General features: G+C 56.0%; 17 protein-coding genes. 14 read left to right on the forward strand and 3 right to left on the reverse strand.

Features of this window, described 5'->3' with window-relative positions:
- Positions 1-34 precede the first annotated feature (34 nt).
- From bamA to I9187_RS13075, 8 genes are all read left to right on the forward strand, one after another.
- Complete coding sequence (bamA, locus tag I9187_RS13040; protein WP_171173911.1) at positions 35-2395, forward strand: outer membrane protein assembly factor BamA; 2361 nt, start codon at positions 35-37, stop codon at positions 2393-2395.
- A 21-nt stretch (positions 2396-2416) separates the two neighbouring features.
- Entirely contained in the window at positions 2417-2980 is a 564-nt protein-coding gene (locus tag I9187_RS13045; RefSeq protein WP_245223198.1) for an OmpH family outer membrane protein, read from the forward strand.
- 72 nt (positions 2981-3052) lie between these two features.
- The gene (fabZ, locus tag I9187_RS13050) at positions 3053-3526 is read left to right on the forward strand and encodes a 3-hydroxyacyl-ACP dehydratase FabZ (RefSeq protein WP_050602398.1); all 474 of its coding nucleotides are present in this window, start codon (positions 3053-3055) and stop codon (positions 3524-3526) included.
- Positions 3523-4308 (forward strand): acyl-ACP--UDP-N-acetylglucosamine O-acyltransferase, encoded by a 786-nt coding sequence (gene lpxA / locus I9187_RS13055; RefSeq protein WP_171173915.1) that lies wholly within the window; start codon positions 3523-3525, stop codon positions 4306-4308. The genes fabZ and lpxA overlap by 4 nt, the downstream gene beginning before the upstream one ends.
- A 4-nt stretch (positions 4309-4312) precedes the next feature.
- Positions 4313-5107: a UDP-2,3-diacylglucosamine diphosphatase LpxI gene (gene lpxI / locus I9187_RS13060; RefSeq protein ID WP_171173918.1), complete on the forward strand. Its 795-nt coding sequence runs from the start codon at positions 4313-4315 to the stop codon at positions 5105-5107.
- Entirely contained in the window at positions 5107-6273 is a 1167-nt protein-coding gene (gene lpxB / locus I9187_RS13065; RefSeq protein WP_171173920.1) for a lipid-A-disaccharide synthase, read from the forward strand. The genes lpxI and lpxB overlap by 1 nt, the downstream gene beginning before the upstream one ends.
- Positions 6266-6841 carry a hypothetical protein gene (locus tag I9187_RS13070; protein WP_216598991.1) on the forward strand — a complete coding sequence of 192 codons (576 nt, stop codon included), beginning with the start codon at positions 6266-6268 and terminating at the stop codon, positions 6839-6841. Before lpxB ends, I9187_RS13070 begins: the two co-directional genes overlap by 8 nt.
- A gap of 97 nt (positions 6842-6938) precedes the next feature.
- Complete coding sequence (locus tag I9187_RS13075; protein WP_171173922.1) at positions 6939-7484, forward strand: carboxymuconolactone decarboxylase family protein; 546 nt, start codon at positions 6939-6941, stop codon at positions 7482-7484.
- Here I9187_RS13075 and I9187_RS13080 read toward each other — a convergent pair.
- Positions 7481-8548, reverse strand: a complete 1068-nt coding sequence (locus I9187_RS13080; protein WP_171173924.1) for a hypothetical protein — start codon at positions 8546-8548, stop codon at positions 7481-7483. The genes I9187_RS13075 and I9187_RS13080 overlap by 4 nt on opposite strands.
- Positions 8549-8618: 70 nt before the next feature.
- Complete coding sequence (mnmA, locus tag I9187_RS13085) at positions 8619-9764, reverse strand: tRNA 2-thiouridine(34) synthase MnmA (RefSeq protein WP_209509278.1); 1146 nt, start codon at positions 9762-9764, stop codon at positions 8619-8621.
- Between the two features lie 130 nt (positions 9765-9894).
- Between mnmA and I9187_RS13090 the strand changes: the two genes are divergently transcribed.
- The 5 genes from I9187_RS13090 (at position 9895) to I9187_RS22125 (ending at position 15688) form a co-directional block, all read left to right on the forward strand.
- Positions 9895-10203 carry a DUF1153 domain-containing protein gene (locus I9187_RS13090; RefSeq protein WP_171173928.1) on the forward strand — a complete coding sequence of 103 codons (309 nt, stop codon included), beginning with the start codon at positions 9895-9897 and terminating at the stop codon, positions 10201-10203.
- Positions 10204-10273: 70 nt separating this feature from the next.
- Positions 10274-10990 carry a response regulator transcription factor CtrA gene (locus I9187_RS13095; protein ID WP_171234310.1) on the forward strand — a complete coding sequence of 239 codons (717 nt, stop codon included), beginning with the start codon at positions 10274-10276 and terminating at the stop codon, positions 10988-10990.
- Between the two features lie 123 nt (positions 10991-11113).
- Positions 11114-13366 (forward strand): NAD-dependent DNA ligase LigA, encoded by a 2253-nt coding sequence (gene ligA / locus I9187_RS13100; RefSeq protein ID WP_209940216.1) that lies wholly within the window; start codon positions 11114-11116, stop codon positions 13364-13366.
- The gene (recG, locus tag I9187_RS13105) at positions 13363-15453 is read left to right on the forward strand and encodes an ATP-dependent DNA helicase RecG (RefSeq protein WP_171173934.1); all 2091 of its coding nucleotides are present in this window, start codon (positions 13363-13365) and stop codon (positions 15451-15453) included. Before ligA ends, recG begins: the two co-directional genes overlap by 4 nt.
- A gap of 112 nt (positions 15454-15565) precedes the next feature.
- The gene (locus I9187_RS22125) at positions 15566-15688 is read left to right on the forward strand and encodes a hypothetical protein (protein ID WP_256368504.1); all 123 of its coding nucleotides are present in this window, start codon (positions 15566-15568) and stop codon (positions 15686-15688) included.
- 373 nt (positions 15689-16061) lie between these two features.
- Here the strand turns inward: I9187_RS22125 and I9187_RS13110 are convergent, their stop codons facing one another.
- Positions 16062-16514: an iron-sulfur cluster assembly scaffold protein gene (locus tag I9187_RS13110; RefSeq protein WP_171234306.1), complete on the reverse strand. Its 453-nt coding sequence runs from the start codon at positions 16512-16514 to the stop codon at positions 16062-16064.
- Positions 16515-16581: 67 nt separating this feature from the next.
- On the opposite strand from I9187_RS13110, the gene hisI reads away from it, so the two are divergent.
- Positions 16582-16953: a phosphoribosyl-AMP cyclohydrolase gene (hisI, locus tag I9187_RS13115; protein WP_171173938.1), complete on the forward strand. Its 372-nt coding sequence runs from the start codon at positions 16582-16584 to the stop codon at positions 16951-16953.
- Positions 16954-16960 lie beyond the last annotated feature (7 nt).

Genomic DNA, 16960 nt, shown 5'->3' on the forward strand with positions numbered 1-16960 from the left:
CAATAAAGTTCTAAAATTCTGGGTAGAGCACAAAATGACTGACAGGCGAAACGCGGGCACATCCTGCGGGGGGCAAATGCCGACAAACAATATTTTGTGGCAGGCGCTAACGGTTCTTTTCCTTTTTGTTGCAGCGAGTTTGACGGCTTTTCCGAACGCGGCGCAGGCGCAAAACTTCACGATCAACTCCTTCCAGGTTGAGGGCAACCGTCGGATCGAAACCGGCACAATTATAGCCCGAACCGGAATCGAACCGGGCCAAACAGTCACCGCCGGACAGATTAATGATGCCTATCAGCGATTGCTTGACAGTGGTGTATTTGAAACAGTCGAGCTGACGCCGCGTGGCACTACTTTGGTGATCGAAGTTCAGGAATACCCCACGATCAACCAGATCAGCATCGAAGGAAACGCTCGGGTTAAAGATGACGTTTTGTTGGACGTCATCCAATCCGAACCGCGCCGTGTCTTTACCCCTCAGGTGGCAGAAGCAGACGCGGATTTGATTGCCGAAGTTTACTCAGCGCAGGGCAGGGTCGCCGCAACGGTCATTCCACGGATCATCCGCCGCAGTGACAACCGGGTCGATCTGGTTTTTGAAGTCGCGGAAGGCACAACCATCGAAGTTGAGCGTGTCAGCTTTGTTGGCAACCGGGCATTCTCGGACCGCCGTTTGCGCCGGGTTCTCGAGACCAAGCAAGCAACGTTCCTTCGGACCTTCTTCCGTAACGATACGTTTATTGGCGACCGCATCGAGTTCGACAAACAGGTCATTCGCGATTTCTACCTGTCGCGTGGCTACGTCGATTTCCGGGTGAACAGCGCCAATGTCGAATTCACGCGTGAACGGGATGCGTTCTTTCTGGTTATGAACGTCACAGAAGGGCAAAAGTTCTCGTTCGGCAAGATCACTACGGTCAGTGAAATCCCCGGCGTCAACGCCGCAGAATATCAAGATGCGCTGAAGATCAAACCTGGCGTGACTTATACGCCCACGCTGATTGAAAACTCGATTGCCCGGCAAGAACGTTTGGGCGTCAAGAAGGGCGTGGACTTCCTGCGGGTCGAGCCGCGCATCACCCGCAATGATCGCGACCTGACACTGGATGTGGAGTTTGTCCTGACAAAAGGTCCGCGCATATTTGTTGAACGGATTGACATTGAAGGCAACACCACCACGCTGGACCGCGTCATCCGCCGTCAGTTTGACACGGTCGAGGGTGACCCATTCAACCCGCGCGAAATTCGTCAGGCGGCTGAGCGGATCAATGCTCTGGGTTTCTTCGCCACCGCAGATGTCGAGCCGCGCGAAGGGTCTTCGCCCAGCCAGGTGATCTTGGATGTGGATGTAGAAGAACAACCCACAGGCTCGCTTAGTCTTGGTGGTAGCTACTCGGTAACGGACGGTTTCGGGATCGCGATTGGTCTGAATGAATCCAACTTCCTGGGTCGTGGTCAGAACCTAGGTCTGACGATTTCGACCGCCCAGGACTCCGAGCAGTATTCGATCAGCTTTACAGAGCCGTATCTGCTGGGCCGTAAGCTGCGTTTTGACTTGGGGCTGGGGCTGTCGGGAACAAACTCGGGCTTTGCCAGCTATGATACCAGCTCGCTGTTCTTCACCCCACAACTGACCTATGCCATCGGGGAACTGTCGTCGCTGCGGTTGCGCTATGGTTGGGATCGCAGTGAAATGACCCAGCAGGACAACGAAGTGAACGGTGCGGTTATTTCGTCGGAAATCGCTCAGGGTAAGCGAACGTCCAGCTCTTTGGGTGTGTCTTACGTGTATGACAGCCGTCGCGGTGGTTTGGACCCGAATTCCGGCGTTCTGTTCGAGGTTGGCGTTGATGCTGCGGGTCTTGGTGGCGACAACAAATACTTCAAAACCACCGCACGCGGCATCGCACAAACCCGCGTTTGGAACGAAGAGGTCGTGCTGCGGGCGTCGATGGAGCTGGGTGCGCTGCACTGGCGGGGGAACGATTTCAGCCGTACGATTGACCGCTTTGTGCTGGGGCCCAATACGTTCCGCGGATTCGAGCCTGCAGGTCTTGGCCCACGGGATCTGTCCAACGGTCAGGATGACGCCATCGGTGGTAACTATTACTGGGTTGCACGCTTTGAAAGCGATTTCCCGCTTGGCCTGCCCGAAGAATTGGGTCTGCGCGGCGGTGTCTTTTACGACGTCGGTAACCTCTATGACATCGACAACGTCAACACCGCCGGTGCGAATATCGTCGGTGCAAACGGCTCGATCCGCCACGTGATTGGCATCGCTGTTCTCTGGGACACACCGTTCGGACCGTTGCGGTTCAACTTCTCGCAGGCTCTGAAAAAAGAGAGCTTCGACAAGGAACAGAACTTTGACTTTACGATTCAGGCTCGGTTCTGATCAGACATGTTGGATAAGATAATGAGAACAGCACTGGGCCCTTTCGGGGCCCTGTGTCTTTTGTCGGTTGTTTTGACTGCACCGTTGGTTTCGGCACAACAACTCGGCGTACCGCAAGCCAGTGTCGTTACCTTGTCCAGCGAAGAACTGTTTTCCAAGTCGGCCTTCGGTCAGCGTGTGCGGCGAGAGGTCGAAAAAGAAAGTGCCCTGCTTGCGGAAGAAAACGAACGGATTGTGGTTGAGCTCAGCCAGGAAGAAAAAGAACTGACGGAACAGCGCGCGACCTTGCCGGCTGAGGAATTCCGCCCATTGGCCGAGGCTTTTGACTCCAAGGTTCAGTCTCATCGCGAAGGCCAGCGCGCCAAGCTGGATGCCTTGGCGCGGCGCAGTGAAGAAGCGCAACAGACCTTTTTCGAGATCGTCCGCCCCATCCTTGTGGACTTGCTGCGCGAATTTGGAGCCAGCGTAATGATCGAACGATCCAATGTGGTCGTCAGCACCACCGACATCACTGACGCAGCCATCGCCCGTATCGACGCTGCAATCGGGGATGGCAGTTCCCTCCAAGAGGGCAACGGCGAATAGGGTTGCTTGCCCTTGGGTTGCTGTATTGCTAACCACGCGGAAAAGAAACATCCAAAACGGGATATCTGATCAATGACCACGGAAACCAAAAGCGCCGACATTCAGCTGATCCAGAGGATCTTGCCACATCGCTATCCGTTTTTGCTGGTCGACAAGGTGGTGGACATCTCGGGCTATCAGTCGGCGCGCGGCATCAAGAACGTGACTATGAACGAGCCGCACTTTCAGGGGCATTTCCCCGGCACACCGATCATGCCGGGCGTCACAATCGTCGAAGCCATGGCTCAGACTGCGGGTGTGATGCTGGGTGTTGGCATGGATGTCATCGATACTGAATTGCTGATCTATTTCATGAGCATCGACAAGTGCAAGTTTCGCCGCAAGGTAGTGCCAGGTGACGTTCTGGAAATGCATGTGGAAACAGTGCGCGGTAAAAAAGGCGGCAAGCTGTTCAAATTCAGCGGTCGGGCCACGGTTGAAGGAGAAGTAGCAGCCGAGGCCGAGTTTTCGGCCTATGTTGATTGGGATATGGAAAAAACAACATGAGTGGAATCCATCCCAGCGCAATTGTTGAAGAGGGCGCTCAGATCGGGCAGGGCTGTACGATTGGTCCATTCTGCTATGTCGGCGCGCAGGTCAAACTGGCGGATCGGGTCGAGCTTAAATCTCATGTGGTTGTGACCGGAGATACATCGGTTGGCGAAGACACCGTCATTTTCAATTTCTCGGTGATTGGTGAAATCCCGCAGGATCTGAAGTTCGGTGGCGAAAACACCCGCCTGGAAATCGGTCAACGTAACCGGATTCGGGAACATGTGACGATTAACACCGGCACCGACGGTGGCGGCGGCGTCACGCGCATCGGGGATGATTGTCTGTTGATGGCAGGCGTTCACGTGGCCCACGACGTGCAGATCGGCAACCGCGTCATCATGGTCAACCACGCAGGGGCAGCTGGTCACTGTATCGTGGAAGACGATGTGATTGTCGGCGGCATTTCAGGGCTGCATCAATGGGTGCGCGTCGGGCGCGGAGCAATCATTGGTGCGCTGACCATGGTGCCCAAGGACGTTATTCCCTACGGTCTGGTGCAGGCCTCACGTGGTGAGCTGGACGGCTTGAACCTTGTTGGTCTGAAACGCAAGGGTGTTTCGCGCGAGGATATCTCGGCGCTGCGCGCGGCCTTCAAGGAACTGTCCGAAGGCGATGGAACCTTTATGGACCGCGCCAGCCGGATCGGCGAAGGCAATGAAAGCGATTACGTGCAGCGGATCGTCGATTTTGTCACCGGCCACAGTGATCGCTCATTCCTGACACCGGGGAAATAAACCCATGCTGGCGTTGATTGCGGGAACAGGGGCATTGCCGACCGAAGTGGTGGCACAGTTGACCGAACGACCTTTGATCTGCGCAATGGAAGGGTTTCTACCTGACGATTTGACGGCGGATATTGTGTTTCCGCTGGAACAGCTGGGCAGCTTCATCGCCGATCTGAAGGCGCGGGGCGTGACGCAGATTTGTCTGGCCGGTGCGGTTCAGCGCCCGCCTATCGACCCAAGCCGCATTGACGCCGCGACGCTACCATTGGTTCCGGTGATCCAAAAGGCAATCATGTCCGGAGATGACGGCGCGTTGCGTGCGGTCATCGGGATCCTTGAAGATGCAGGGCTGCAAATGCGGGCCGCACACGAAATTGCGCCCGGGTTGCTTCCTCCATTGGGCTGTCTGACGGATGCGCAACCCTCCGAGGCCGACATGGCCGATGCGGTCCGTGCTTCAGGTATTCTGCGTGCAATGGGGGCCGCAGATACAGGGCAAGCCTGCGCTGTGTTAAATGGCCAGGCCCTGGCGATTGAAGGGATATTCGGCACCGCTTGGATGCTGAAATCTTTGACCCAACGACCAGATGCGGGCGGAGGAATACTGTTCAAAGGGCCCAAACCCGATCAGGACCGGCGCGCCGATCTACCGGCCATCGGACCCGATACCGTCACCGATGCGGTTGCGGCCGGGTTGTCTGGAATCGTATTGGAAAAAGGCGGCGTGCTTGTACTGCGGCAAGAGCAGGTCATCGCAGAATGTAACCGTCTGGGTCTGTTCCTATACATCCGCGAGCGGGCGGCCTGATGCGTGTCTTTCTGGTCGCCGGAGAACCTTCGGGCGACCGGCTGGGTGGCGCGTTGATGGCAGGCTTGAAAACTCTGATCCCCGATGTGGAATTTGACGGGGTCGGTGGCCCGCTGATGGAGGCGCAGGGTCTGACCAGCCGGTTTCCCATGTCCGAGCTTTCAGTCATGGGCCTTGTCGAAGTTCTGCCGAAGTTCTTTCACCTCAAGCGCCGAATCTCCGAGACCGCGCAGGCCGTGCTGGATACGAAACCGGATGTGTTGATCACCATCGACAGTCCGGATTTCAGCCTGCGTGTTGCCAAGATTGTAAAGGCCGCAAGCAACATCCGCACAGTTCACTATGTCGCCCCTAGTGTCTGGGCCTGGCGGCCGGGGCGGGCCGATAAGATGGCCAAGGTTATTGACCATGTGCTGGCGCTGCTTCCTTTTGAGCCGCCGTATATGGAACGGGCAGGGATGGAGTGCGATTTTGTCGGTCACCCCGTGGCCAGCGAGCCTGTTGCCACGCCGGAAGAGATCGCCGCGTTTCGGAACCGCTTTGATCTGGGGGATGCGCCGATCTTGTTGGCCTTGCCCGGATCACGTCGGGGCGAGATTGAACGGCTGGCAGAGTCCTTTGGCGGTGCATTGCGGCTGTTTATCGAGGCTCATCCGGGCTACCGCGTGGTGATCCCGACCGTTGGCGCGACAACCGAGCTTGTTAAAGAGCGGGTCGCGGGCTGGCCCGGAGACCCGGTAGTGTTGGACCCGCGCTATGAAGGCGCGGATCAAACGCTTGCCAATAAGCGTTCCGCGTTTGGCGCGGCCAGTTTGGCGCTTGCGGCGTCGGGAACCGTGTCACTTGAGCTTGCTGCGCAGAATACGCCGATGGTCATTGCCTACAAACTCAACTGGCTGACACAGAAGATGGCCGAACGGATGGTCAAACTGGACACCGTAACTCTGGTTAATCTGGTGTCAGATACGCGCGCTGTGCCGGAATGTCTGCTGGATGACTGCGAACCAGCAAAGATCGCCGACGCCTTGCGCAATGTGATCAACGCCCCGGATGCGCAGCAGCTTGCCATGGGTCTGACCATGGACCGATTGGGCCGAAGTGGCGAAGCCCCCGGTTTGCGTGCCGCGCGGGCTGTGTTGGATAGAATGCAGGTCGATTATGCTTGACCATGCGCTGTTCGCGGTGTCTGCCGGGATCGCAATGGTATCCACCAATCTCGACAATTTGGCCGTCTTGTTGGGTCTGATTTTGGTGATGGAACAGCGCCGCGCCATCATTGGCTTTGCGGTTGCTCAAACCCTTGTTCTGACCCTGGCGATGACCGTCGCGCTTGGTCTGAACCAAAGCGGTGTCCCGTTCTGGATCGGGTATCTGGGCATCGTGCCCCTGGTTTTTGGTTTCCGCGGTATCTGGAAACAGTATCGTGACGCCGAAGCGCAGGACGCGGATTCCAATGCGGCCGTGACTTCGGTAGTGACGCTTTTCCTAAGTCTTTCGATTGACAGTTTCGCGGTCATGACCCCTCTGCTGGCGGACTCTGCGCCCACTTTTCGCGTTGCTGCGCTGGTTGGCGCAGTAGTGGCTGCCACCGGTCTGGTCGCCGTTGCGACGTGGGGTGCGCCCCGCGCCAAAAGCCTCGGCCCTCGCGTCGCACGTCTGGATCGGATCGCGCCGTACATCATGGTCTGTGTTGGTCTCTATATTCTCTTTAATTCGCCCACGGATGTTATGTGACAGAGAGAGGATACGCCGTATATCGCATATGTGATCCTTATCCGGATGGTGCACCGACACGGGGCTGCGATATCCTCGTCGAAAAAGGAGCTTTGCTATGACCCGCATTCCCCCATTGTCGGATCAAGAAATGACCGAAGAGGCACGCGCGTCTCATTCGGCTTTGGGCGCATATGGGCCGTTCGATAATTGGGCTCGTGTTGCGGCCTATTGCCCTTCGATTCTGGAACATGTGACGGGAATGCTGACCACATTGCGCGAACAACAGAATCTGCCCCAGCGCGCGCTTGAACTGGCGATGGTGACGGTATCCAAGCTAAACGCCTGCGACTATTGTGTTTCACATCATACACCGATGCTGACCGTCGCGGGCCTAAGTCCCGAGGGTGCTGCGCGTCTGCCGGACGTTGAGGATCATCCAGAACTGGACGCTTGTGACAAAGCCGTGGTGCGCTATGCAGAGGCCGTGACAACACGATCCGGTCGGATGCGGGACGCCGAAGTATCGGACCTGCGGGAGTGGTTCAGTGATGCGCAGATCGTTGAGCTGACCTGGCGCATCGCCCTTTGTGGAGCGTTCAACCGCTTCAACGATGCCCTTCAGATCCAGATCGAAGCAGAGGTCGAACCGGTCTCAGCCTAATTCGCGGTTGCAAGGATTTCCCTGAAAACCCAACCTTCCAATGTTCCAGACGCAATGGCCACGCTGTCCCCATCATGGTCGATGGCGGACACGGTGATCTGGTCATAGGTCGTCAGGATATTGCATTCATTTGCTGTCGCCAGTTCAGCAAGCTTTGAATGGCGATCCTTTTGCCCGTCGGCACCGAGTTGCAGTTCGATTGAAGACTGAAAATGCGATACCCAATCCGAAGTTTCGCATAAGGCAAATGTGCCGGGGTGAAGGGTATAAATTCCGTCTTCTGGAGGATGAGCAACGCCATTGGCCGCAGTGATGGGGGTGGCATCCGGAGTGTCGTCATACTGATCGTCCAGTGAGTCGAAGAAACCTCGTTGATCTTTTTCCGGTGCTTGGCTGGGATCGTCCGCGATCCGCAAAAGATGGTCGATCGCATCAGGCAGATCGCCATCTTCTTCGACGAGATCAACAGTGAAGCTGGTCTTTCCTCCATCCCATTCCAACTTGGATTTCACTTTGTAGTAATAAAATTTTGCATATGTCGAGTGACGCAGGATTTGGATCTGCTCATCGCTCAACGGAACCCTGATCGTGACGGCTCCGGTGTAGGCGTCAGGTCGAGCGCATCCACCGCAGACGCTTGCAGGGATGGTCAGTATTTCGGTGTCGTATTCATCAAAAAAAGCAAGTCGATCAAAGCTGGCAATAGCCTCGGGATTGGCCTGGTCGAGCATGTCGCTGTCTGCAAGTTTATTCAAAAAATCATGATCGTAAGCGTTCGCAGGTTCGGACCCAAACAGCCCGGTGCCGAACTGTAGCCCCGGGTTGGTTTGAAAGTGGTTTGAATCAATGCCGACCGGCTCCGGGTGGTCCAACCTGAACCACCACCGTGTATCCCGGTCGTCCTCAAGGCGTAGGCTGACATAGAAATCGCGCCATTGTATTCTTGCCTGCCAGCCGTCTGCTTCATCAAGCAGCGCTTTCAGGGTCCATTCTTCTGCATTCTCAGCCAGCGATATTGCTGGAATAGCCAGGAACAAAATAAGAAAACGGTAGAGTCTAAGCATTGTGTATTCCGGTTAAGGTATTACTTTGAAACCGAAATATCCTGTGCGATCTGCTATTTCAATAACTTGTTCAGTATCCACGCCAGATCCAGCCGCCGCCAAAAATGCGGCTGCCTTCACTTGCATAAAACACACATGCCTGACCTGGTGAAATACCTTCCTCGGGTGTCAGCAGTTCGACCTCGGCTGTGGTGTCGGACAGGGGCCTAACAATCGCCTCACGCGGGGGACGGGTCGAGCGGACTTTGACTGACAGATGCCATTCGTCGCGCGAGGTGAAAGGTTCATCGCCCAGCCAGTTGATCTCGCGTACCGGAACGACACGGGTGGCCAGCATCTCCTTGGGGCCGACAACGACCTGTTTCTTGTCGACGTCCAGTTTGATGACATAAAGCGGCTCAGTCAGGCCGCCGATGCCAAGACCGCGCCGTTGACCGATCGTGTAGTGAATCACGCCATCATGCTGTGCCAGAACGCGGCCATCCGCGTGAACGATCTCGCCCGGCTCTGCCGCACCGGGACGCAGCTTTTCGATCACGCTGGCGTAGTTGCCATTTGGCACAAAGCAAATGTCCTGACTGTCGGGTTTGTCCGCAACGGACAACCCGTATTGCGCCGCCATTTCACGCGTTGCGTCCTTGGACGGCAGGTGGCCCAGAGGAAAACGCAGGAAATCCAACTGTTCCGGTGTGGTCGAAAACAGGAAATAAGATTGATCGCGGTTCGCATCCTCGGCGCTGTGCAACTCGGGTCCGTTGGGACCCATCTTGCGTTGGATATAGTGGCCGGTGGCCATGCAGTCGGCCTCAAGATCTTTGGCGGTTTCCAGCAAATCCTTGAACTTCACCCGTTCATTGCAGCGAATGCAGGGCACAGGGGTAGCTCCCGCCAGATAGCTGTTGGCGAATTCGTCGATCACAGCATCTTTGAAGATGTTCTCATAATCCAGAACGTAATGCGGAAAACCACGTTCTTCGGCCACACGACGCGCGTCGTGGATATCGATCCCAGCGCAACACGCGCCTTTCTTGGCCAGCGCCGCTCCGTGGTCATAAAGCTGCAACGTAACCCCCACAACGTCATAGCCCTGATCCGCTAGATAGGCCGCCACAACCGAGCTGTCGACGCCACCCGACATCGCAACGACCACCCGCGTTTCCGAAGGCGGCTTTGCAAAACCAAGCGAGTTCAGCGGGGTCTCGGTATCGAGGGCCATGATCAGTTCCGTTTCGGGTTAAGGAAGACCGCCGGAATATAAGAAAATTCTAAACATTCTCAAGGGGCGGTTTCACGCGCTCTTAAGTAGCCTGATGTCAGCTGTGATGCAGTAAGAAAAGGGTTGAAAGATGTTTTTGCACAAAGTGGAAGGCCCTCGGTCTGTGACATTGCCTGACGGTACCATTCTGACACGCGCTGATCTGCCACCTTCTGATACACGGCGTTGGGTGGCCTCACGCAAGATTTTGGTTGTGCGTGGCGTGCTTTACGGCCTGATCAGCTTGTCTGATGCCAAGAAAAATTACGGGATCAGTGATGAGGAGTTCAATGGCTGGGTGTCTCTTGTTGCGGAACATGGTGCCGAAGCACTGAAAGCCACAGCCCTAAAAAAATATCGACAACCTAAGGGAGAGTGTGAAAAACTGATTCAACGGTAACGTCAGATTAACCATTCTTGTTCAGGTTTATTTTTAATTGGAATTGTTGACCGAATTGGAGCAGTAAAAAATGCGCGTACTTCTTGTCGAGGATGATCCGACCACGTCTAAAAGCATTGAGCTCATGCTGACGCATGCAAACCTCAACGTCTATGCAACGGATCTTGGCGAGGAAGGAATCGATCTGGCGAAACTCTATGATTACGATCTAATTTTGCTGGATCTGAACTTGCCGGACATGAACGGGCACGAGGTGCTGCGCCAGTTACGTATCGCACGGGTTGAGACACCGATTCTGATTCTGTCAGGGGCCGATGACACTGAAAGCAAGATCAAAGGCTTTGGTTTTGGAGCGGATGATTACCTGACCAAACCCTTCCACCGCGAAGAACTGGTAGCGCGTATTCACGCCATTATCCGCCGGTCGAAGGGGCATTCGCAGTCCATCATTCACACCGGTCGAGTTGCGGTAAACCTGGATGCCAAAACCGTTGAGGTGGACGGAAAGACTGTTCATCTGACCGGCAAGGAATATCAAATGCTTGAACTGCTTAGCTTGCGTAAGGGCACGACCCTTACCAAAGAGATGTTCCTGAATCACCTCTATGGCGGCATGGATGAACCTGAACTGAAGATCATCGACGTGTTCATCTGCAAACTGCGCAAAAAGCTCAGCAATGCGACCGGCGGCGAGAATTATATCGAAACCGTCTGGGGGCGTGGCTATGTGCTGCGCGATCCGCAAAGCAATACTCTCGACGAGACGCGGATGGCTGTCGGCCTCTGATTGGAACCACCCGTGCCGCTGGTGGTCCAGGGCGGCACTTTACACTCACGGCTCAGCACGTCTGGACCTGGCCATGGCCTCGCCCTATCACTGAGGTCCAAGAACGCGTGACAGGGCGAGGCCATGAGCAACTCCAATTCCATATCTGATCTGACCGAAGACCAAGCGCGCGCCGAATTGGCGCGCCTTGCGGCTGTGCTGTCTCGGGCAAACACGCTGTATCATGGGTCAGACGCGCCTGAAATTTCGGATGCGGAATACGATGCGTTGAAGCGCCGAAACTCTGATATTGAGGCGCGATTTCCCAACCTCAAACGTGACGACAGCCCGTCGGACCAAGTCGGCGCCAAGGCAGCGGACGGGTTTTCGAAGGTAACGCATGCTGTTCGAATGATGTCGCTGGGCAATGCCTTCGATGACGAGGACGTGGCCGATTTTGACAGATCGATTCGAAAGTACCTGGGTCTGGGCTCCGATGAGCCATTGTCTTTCACGGCTGAACCAAAGATCGACGGTCTGTCGCTGTCCTTGCGCTATGAAAACGGCCAACTTGTTCAGGCCGCGACGCGAGGGGACGGTGAGGTCGGCGAGAATGTGACGGCGAATGCGCGTACCGTCTCGGATATTCCTCAGCAGTTGAATGGCGCGCCCGAAGTGCTTGAGGTCCGTGGCGAGGTCTATATGTCTCATGCCGATTTCGAGGCGCTGAATGCGCGGCAAGCAGAACGAGGTGGAAAGCCCTTTGCCAATCCACGTAACGCAGCGGCCGGGTCTTTACGGCAAATAGATGCGGAAATCACGCGATCCCGACCCCTAAAGTTTTTTGCCTATGCGTGGGGTGAGGTGTCCGAACCCTTGGCAGACACACAATTGGGTGCGATTGAGCGACTGCAATCTCTTGGGTTTTCGACAAATACACTGACGCGCCTATGTCAGACGACCCAAGAGATGATCGCGCACTATCGGGAAATCGAGGCGCAACGGTCCACCTTGGGATATGACATTGACGGGGTTGTCTACAAGGTCAACAATTTGTCGCTTCAGGCGCGTTTGGGGTTTCGCTCTACTACGCCGCGATGGGCAATTGCGCATAAGTTCCCCGCCGAACTGGCCTGGACGAGGCTAGAGGCAATCGACATTCAAGTTGGCCGCACTGGTGCGCTCAGCCCCGTGGCCCGTTTGCATCCAGTGACAGTTGGCGGCGTTGTGGTTTCGAATGCCACTTTGCATAACGAAGACTACATTGCCGGGCGCGATGCCAAGGGCAGTACGATCCGAGAAGGCAAGGATATACGTGTCGGGGACTGGGTACAGGTTTATCGCGCGGGTGACGTGATCCCGAAAGTTGCCGATGTCGATCTGACCAAACGCCCTGAGAACACTGAGACATTTCCGTTTCCGCAAGAATGTCCTGAATGCGGTAGTGCGGCTATTCGCGAGGAAGGCGATGCCGTGCGCCGCTGTACGGGCGGTTTGATTTGTCCGGCGCAAGCGGTAGAAAAATTAAAACATTTTGTGTCTCGCAAGGCGTTTGATATCGAAGGCTTGGGCGCAAAACAGATTGAAATGTTTTACGATGACCCGGTCCTTCCGATTAACACCCCTGCTGACATCTTCACATTGGAACAGCGCGACAACGGTAATCTGGCCCGGTTGAAAAACCGGGATGGATGGGGCGAGACCTCGGCCGGAAATCTGTTTGCTGCGATTGACGAAAAACGCAAAATTCCATTTGCGCGCCTACTGTTTGCCTTGGGTATTCGGCATGTGGGCGAAGTTGGCGCGCGCGATTTGGCGTTGTATTACCGTGAGTGGGATGCCATGGCGCAGGCGTTGGATGCTGCTCGCCCGGCGGCTTTGGCGCAGCGGCAAGCCGATGAGGCCGAAGATGCGGAACGAGCGACAGCGGCGACCGAGGGCCGTCGTGCCCGCGTCAAGGAAGTGCGTGATGCGGCTATCGCAACGGCCTGCGTTTCTTCAGAGGCCAATGCAGCCTGGGCTGATCTGATCGGGATTGATGGGATCGGCGCGACGCTTGGCCTTTCCCTTTCAGATGCTTTTGCAAATGAGGAAGAGAGGCGCGCATTTGATACGCTACGACAGGAGTTGACCGTCATTGCTCCGGATGCACCCGCATCGGACAGCCCGGTGGCAGGAAAAACCGTGGTGTTTACCGGGACGCTGGAAAAGATGACGCGAGCTGAAGCTAAGGCTCGGGCCGAGGCATTGGGTGCGAAAGTTTCGGGATCTGTCAGCAAGAAAACTGATATTTTGGTTGCAGGACCGGGTGCCGGATCGAAAGCCAAAAAGGCCGCAGAACTGGGTATCGAAACCTTGGACGAGGATGGCTGGTTGCAGCTGATCGAAGGCGCATGAGCGGACGGCCGGAACAGCTTTTTCCGCTTTTTGCGGATTTGGAGACGCTCGATGGTGTCGGTCCCAAAACCGCGCAAGTCATGGCGCAGACCGGCGTGGAAAGTCCGCGCGATGTTTTGTTTGGTTTGCCCTACGCAGTGGTTGACCGTCGTAGGCGTGATACGATCCAAGGCGCTGATTTGCCTTCCACGTTGACAGTTGAGGTCACTGTGGGCACGCATCGCCCGCCACGCAGTAAGGGTGGGGCCTATCGTGTTCATGTCGAAGACAGTCAGGCCGATTTTCAGTTGGTCTTCTTTCATGCGCGCGGAGATTATCTGAAAAAGGTGCTGCCTGAGGGATCGCGCCGGGTGATTTCCGGTAAGTTGGAATTGTTCGACGGTATGACCCAAATGGTGCATCCGGATCATATGCTGCCAGTAGAAAAGGCCCGAGAGATCCCGGAATTTGAACCTGTTTACCATCTGACACAAGGGCTGACCCAGAAAACCGCGTTCAAGGCCAGTCGCAGCGCGTTGGCGCGGGCGCCTGAGCTTGAGGAATGGATCGACCCCGCTCAGGTGGCGCAACAAAATTGGCCGGATTGGGCTTCAGCCATTCGCGCCGGTCACAATCCGCAGGGGGCAGATGATGTCGCTCCCTTTGCACCCGCGCGGCAGCGTTTGGCCTATGACGAATTATTTGCGCATCAGTTGACCCTGGCATTGGCCCGCCAACGGGAACGTAAATCTCGTGGAATTGTTAGTGTCGCGACCGGGAGGTTGCAATCCAAGGTGTTGGCCAGCCTTCCTTATCATCCGACCGGGGCCCAAAGCCGCGCGATCGAAGAGATCGCGGCGGATATGGCTTCGGACGCTCGGATGAACCGTCTACTTCAGGGCGATGTGGGTGCAGGCAAGACCCTGGTGGCTTTCATGGCGCTTTTGATCGCTGTTGAAGCAGGCGGGCAGGGTGTGATGATGGCCCCGACCGAGATACTGGCGCGCCAACATCTGGAAGGGTTGCGCCCGCTGGCCGAAGAGGCCGGGGTGGTTTTGGAACTGCTCACGGGGCGAGATAAGGGTGCTGAGCGTCGTGCCAAGCTTGAGGCGCTGAAACAAGGTAGTATTCAGATACTGGTCGGCACCCATGCGGTGTTTCAAAGTGACGTGGAGTTCAAGGCTCTGCGCTTGGCCATCGTCGATGAACAGCACCGCTTTGGTGTTCGGCAACGGATGGAACTGTCGGAAAAAGGGCAGGGTGCCGACGTTCTGGTGATGACGGCAACTCCAATCCCGCGAAGCCTGGCGCTTGCGCAATATGGGGATATGGATGTCTCGGTTCTGGACGAAAAACCGCCCGGGCGAAAACCGATCAAAACGGCGATTGTCAGCACGCAGCGTATGGATGAGGTCGTGTCGCATCTTCGCCGCGCGATTGAAGAGGGGCGACAGTGTTACTGGGTCTGTCCATTGGTTGATGAATCCGAGGTTTCAGACCTGACCGCTGCCGAAGAACGGTTCAAACGTCTGCGCGCTATTCTGGGGGAAGGCGTTGTGGGGCTGGTCCATGGGCAGATGCCGCCCACTGACAAAGACGCGGCGATGAGCGCGTTTCAGAACGGTGACACCAAGGTTCTGGTGGCGACAACTGTGATCGAGGTTGGGGTCAATGTTCCCAATGCCACGATCATGGTGATTGAAAGGGCCGAGATTTTCGGGCTTGCGCAGTTACACCAATTGCGAGGGCGTGTGGGGCGTGGCGATGCGGACTCAACCTGCCTGCTAATGTACCAACCGCCGCTCAGCGAAGGTGGGCGCAGACGGCTGGAGGTTTTGCGTGAAACCGAGGATGGGTTCCGCATTTCCGAAACCGATCTTGAAATGCGCGGGGCCGGGGATCTGATCGGGACCGCACAATCCGGCCTTCCTAAGTTCCATATCGCCGATCTTGAACGTCAGGCCGGGTTGATGGCTGTCGCCCAATCAGATGCGCGCGCATTGCTGAATGCAGACCCGAAACTGACGTCGGAACGGGGCCGTGCCGCGCGTGTTCTTTTGTGGTTGATGAAACAAGATCAGGCTATCCGTTTAATTTCAGTGGGTTAGGTGAAGTGTTCTAAAAAGTTCACAAATGTTCTTAAAAAGTTCTTTACCGACTCGGTTAAATATGAGAACAAAAGGTCAACAAAGGATTAAAGTTCTGACCGGAGGTGACCCTATGCTGACCCAGATCAAGACCGCTTTCACCCGCGCGCAATCGACCATTTTTCAGGATGCGGTTGGCGTGATGTCTTTGGTCGTGATCCTGATGGTAGCTTTGCACCTGCCGGTTGGTTTCTAAGCCTTTCTGCCTGCGATCTCGTGCCGAAAAAACCGCGCTGTCATCCCCATTTCAGTCAAGGGTGACCTGCCTGTCCCAAACCCCTTGAGGGGCCATGCCTCGGCCCCGCGCGGTGAACCGGACCCCACACGAGACACGCAATGCCTGCCGCCGCCCTTTCGCCCGGAAGGAGCGGCGGTTTTTTTACAGCAGACCAGTTTTGAAGATCCCAAGCAGCGCGGACAGGACAGAGTTGAGCGCGACAAACACAGCTATTATCCCGATCGGGTCAATAACAACCCAAAGCGTGACGAAATGCTCTCGCAGATTGTTCTAACCCATTCCTCCTGAAATCTGACCTGAGGCGGAATAGGTTTACTTTAATTTGCCAAGTTTATGCGCAATGGGCCTGTTCGGCCTGTGCCATGGCCTCGGCTGTGGCATCCAGTGCCAGAAGGATCGAGGCGTGCCGGTTCTTATAATCCCGTGCCGGCATAAGGACTTCGAGCCCGTCGAAGGGAGCATCTGGGGCAGGTCCATCTTTTTTCAGCATTGCAGCCAACTGATCGCGAGCAGCTTCGACCTGAGCACGCGTCGCGCCAATGATCGCATCCCCCACGACCGCGGCAGAAGCTTGACCCAAGGCGCAGGCTTTGACGTCCTGACCAAAGGCACGCACCCGGCCGTCCTGAACCTTGACATCCACTGTCACGGTCGAGCCGCACAGCGGTGACCGTTTCTTGACCGTTGCATCTGGGTCGTCCAGACGGTCAAGATGCGGAATATCTGCCGCCAGCGCTAGAATGCGCCCGGAATACAGCTTTATCAGGTCGTTCTCGCCGCTCATGGCTTTCCCTCGTCGTGTGTTCCTCATACATAGTGGCCAGCCCACCGGATGCAAAAGGTTTTTCGAGATGACTGAGCCTGTCATATTTGACCCATCGACATTAAAATATAATGAGGCGGGCCTGATCCCCGCAATCGCACAGGATGACGCGTCTGGCGAGGTTCTGATGATGGCCTGGATGAATGCTCAGGCCGTTGAAAAGACGCTGGAAACGGGCAGGGTGACCTATTGGTCGCGGTCTCGTCAGTCTTTCTGGATCAAGGGCGAAACATCAGGCCACACACAAGAGCTTGTGGATTTTCGGATCGATTGTGACCGCGATTGCCTTCTGGTACTGGTGCGTCAGACCGGGGCTGCTTGCCACACAAATCGCCGGACCTGCTTTTATACTGCTGTTCGTGACGGGGCCGAGACAGAATTGATGGCTCCGATGGAATAAGCGCGCC

It is taken from the genome of Ruegeria sp. HKCCE4148 (genome assembly GCF_017872495.1).
Taxonomy (GTDB): Bacteria; Pseudomonadota; Alphaproteobacteria; order Rhodobacterales; family Rhodobacteraceae; genus Ruegeria.

Bases quoted from the DNA above. Each gene is read 5' to 3' on its own strand.
- lpxB (WP_171173920.1), top strand. From the start codon at position 5,107: ATGCGTGTCTTTCTGGTCGCCGGAGAACCTTCGGGCGACCGGCTGGGT.
- I9187_RS13080 (WP_171173924.1), bottom strand. From the start codon at position 8,548: ATGCTTAGACTCTACCGTTTTCTTATTTTGTTCCTGGCTATTCCAGCA.
- I9187_RS13045 (WP_245223198.1), top strand. From the start codon at position 2,417: ATGAGAACAGCACTGGGCCCTTTCGGGGCCCTGTGTCTTTTGTCGGTT.
- I9187_RS13075 (WP_171173922.1), top strand. From the start codon at position 6,939: ATGACCCGCATTCCCCCATTGTCGGATCAAGAAATGACCGAAGAGGCA.
- I9187_RS22125 (WP_256368504.1), top strand. From the start codon at position 15,566: ATGCTGACCCAGATCAAGACCGCTTTCACCCGCGCGCAATCGACCATT.
- lpxA (WP_171173915.1), top strand. From the start codon at position 3,523: ATGAGTGGAATCCATCCCAGCGCAATTGTTGAAGAGGGCGCTCAGATC.
- mnmA (WP_209509278.1), bottom strand. From the start codon at position 9,764: ATGGCCCTCGATACCGAGACCCCGCTGAACTCGCTTGGTTTTGCAAAG.
- I9187_RS13070 (WP_216598991.1), top strand. From the start codon at position 6,266: ATGCTTGACCATGCGCTGTTCGCGGTGTCTGCCGGGATCGCAATGGTA.
- lpxI (WP_171173918.1), top strand. From the start codon at position 4,313: ATGCTGGCGTTGATTGCGGGAACAGGGGCATTGCCGACCGAAGTGGTG.
- I9187_RS13095 (WP_171234310.1), top strand. From the start codon at position 10,274: ATGCGCGTACTTCTTGTCGAGGATGATCCGACCACGTCTAAAAGCATT.
- I9187_RS13110 (WP_171234306.1), bottom strand. From the start codon at position 16,514: ATGAGCGGCGAGAACGACCTGATAAAGCTGTATTCCGGGCGCATTCTA.
- I9187_RS13090 (WP_171173928.1), top strand. From the start codon at position 9,895: ATGTTTTTGCACAAAGTGGAAGGCCCTCGGTCTGTGACATTGCCTGAC.
- ligA (WP_209940216.1), top strand. From the start codon at position 11,114: ATGAGCAACTCCAATTCCATATCTGATCTGACCGAAGACCAAGCGCGC.
- recG (WP_171173934.1), top strand. From the start codon at position 13,363: ATGAGCGGACGGCCGGAACAGCTTTTTCCGCTTTTTGCGGATTTGGAG.
- fabZ (WP_050602398.1), top strand. From the start codon at position 3,053: ATGACCACGGAAACCAAAAGCGCCGACATTCAGCTGATCCAGAGGATC.
- hisI (WP_171173938.1), top strand. From the start codon at position 16,582: ATGACTGAGCCTGTCATATTTGACCCATCGACATTAAAATATAATGAG.
- bamA (WP_171173911.1), top strand. From the start codon at position 35: ATGACTGACAGGCGAAACGCGGGCACATCCTGCGGGGGGCAAATGCCG.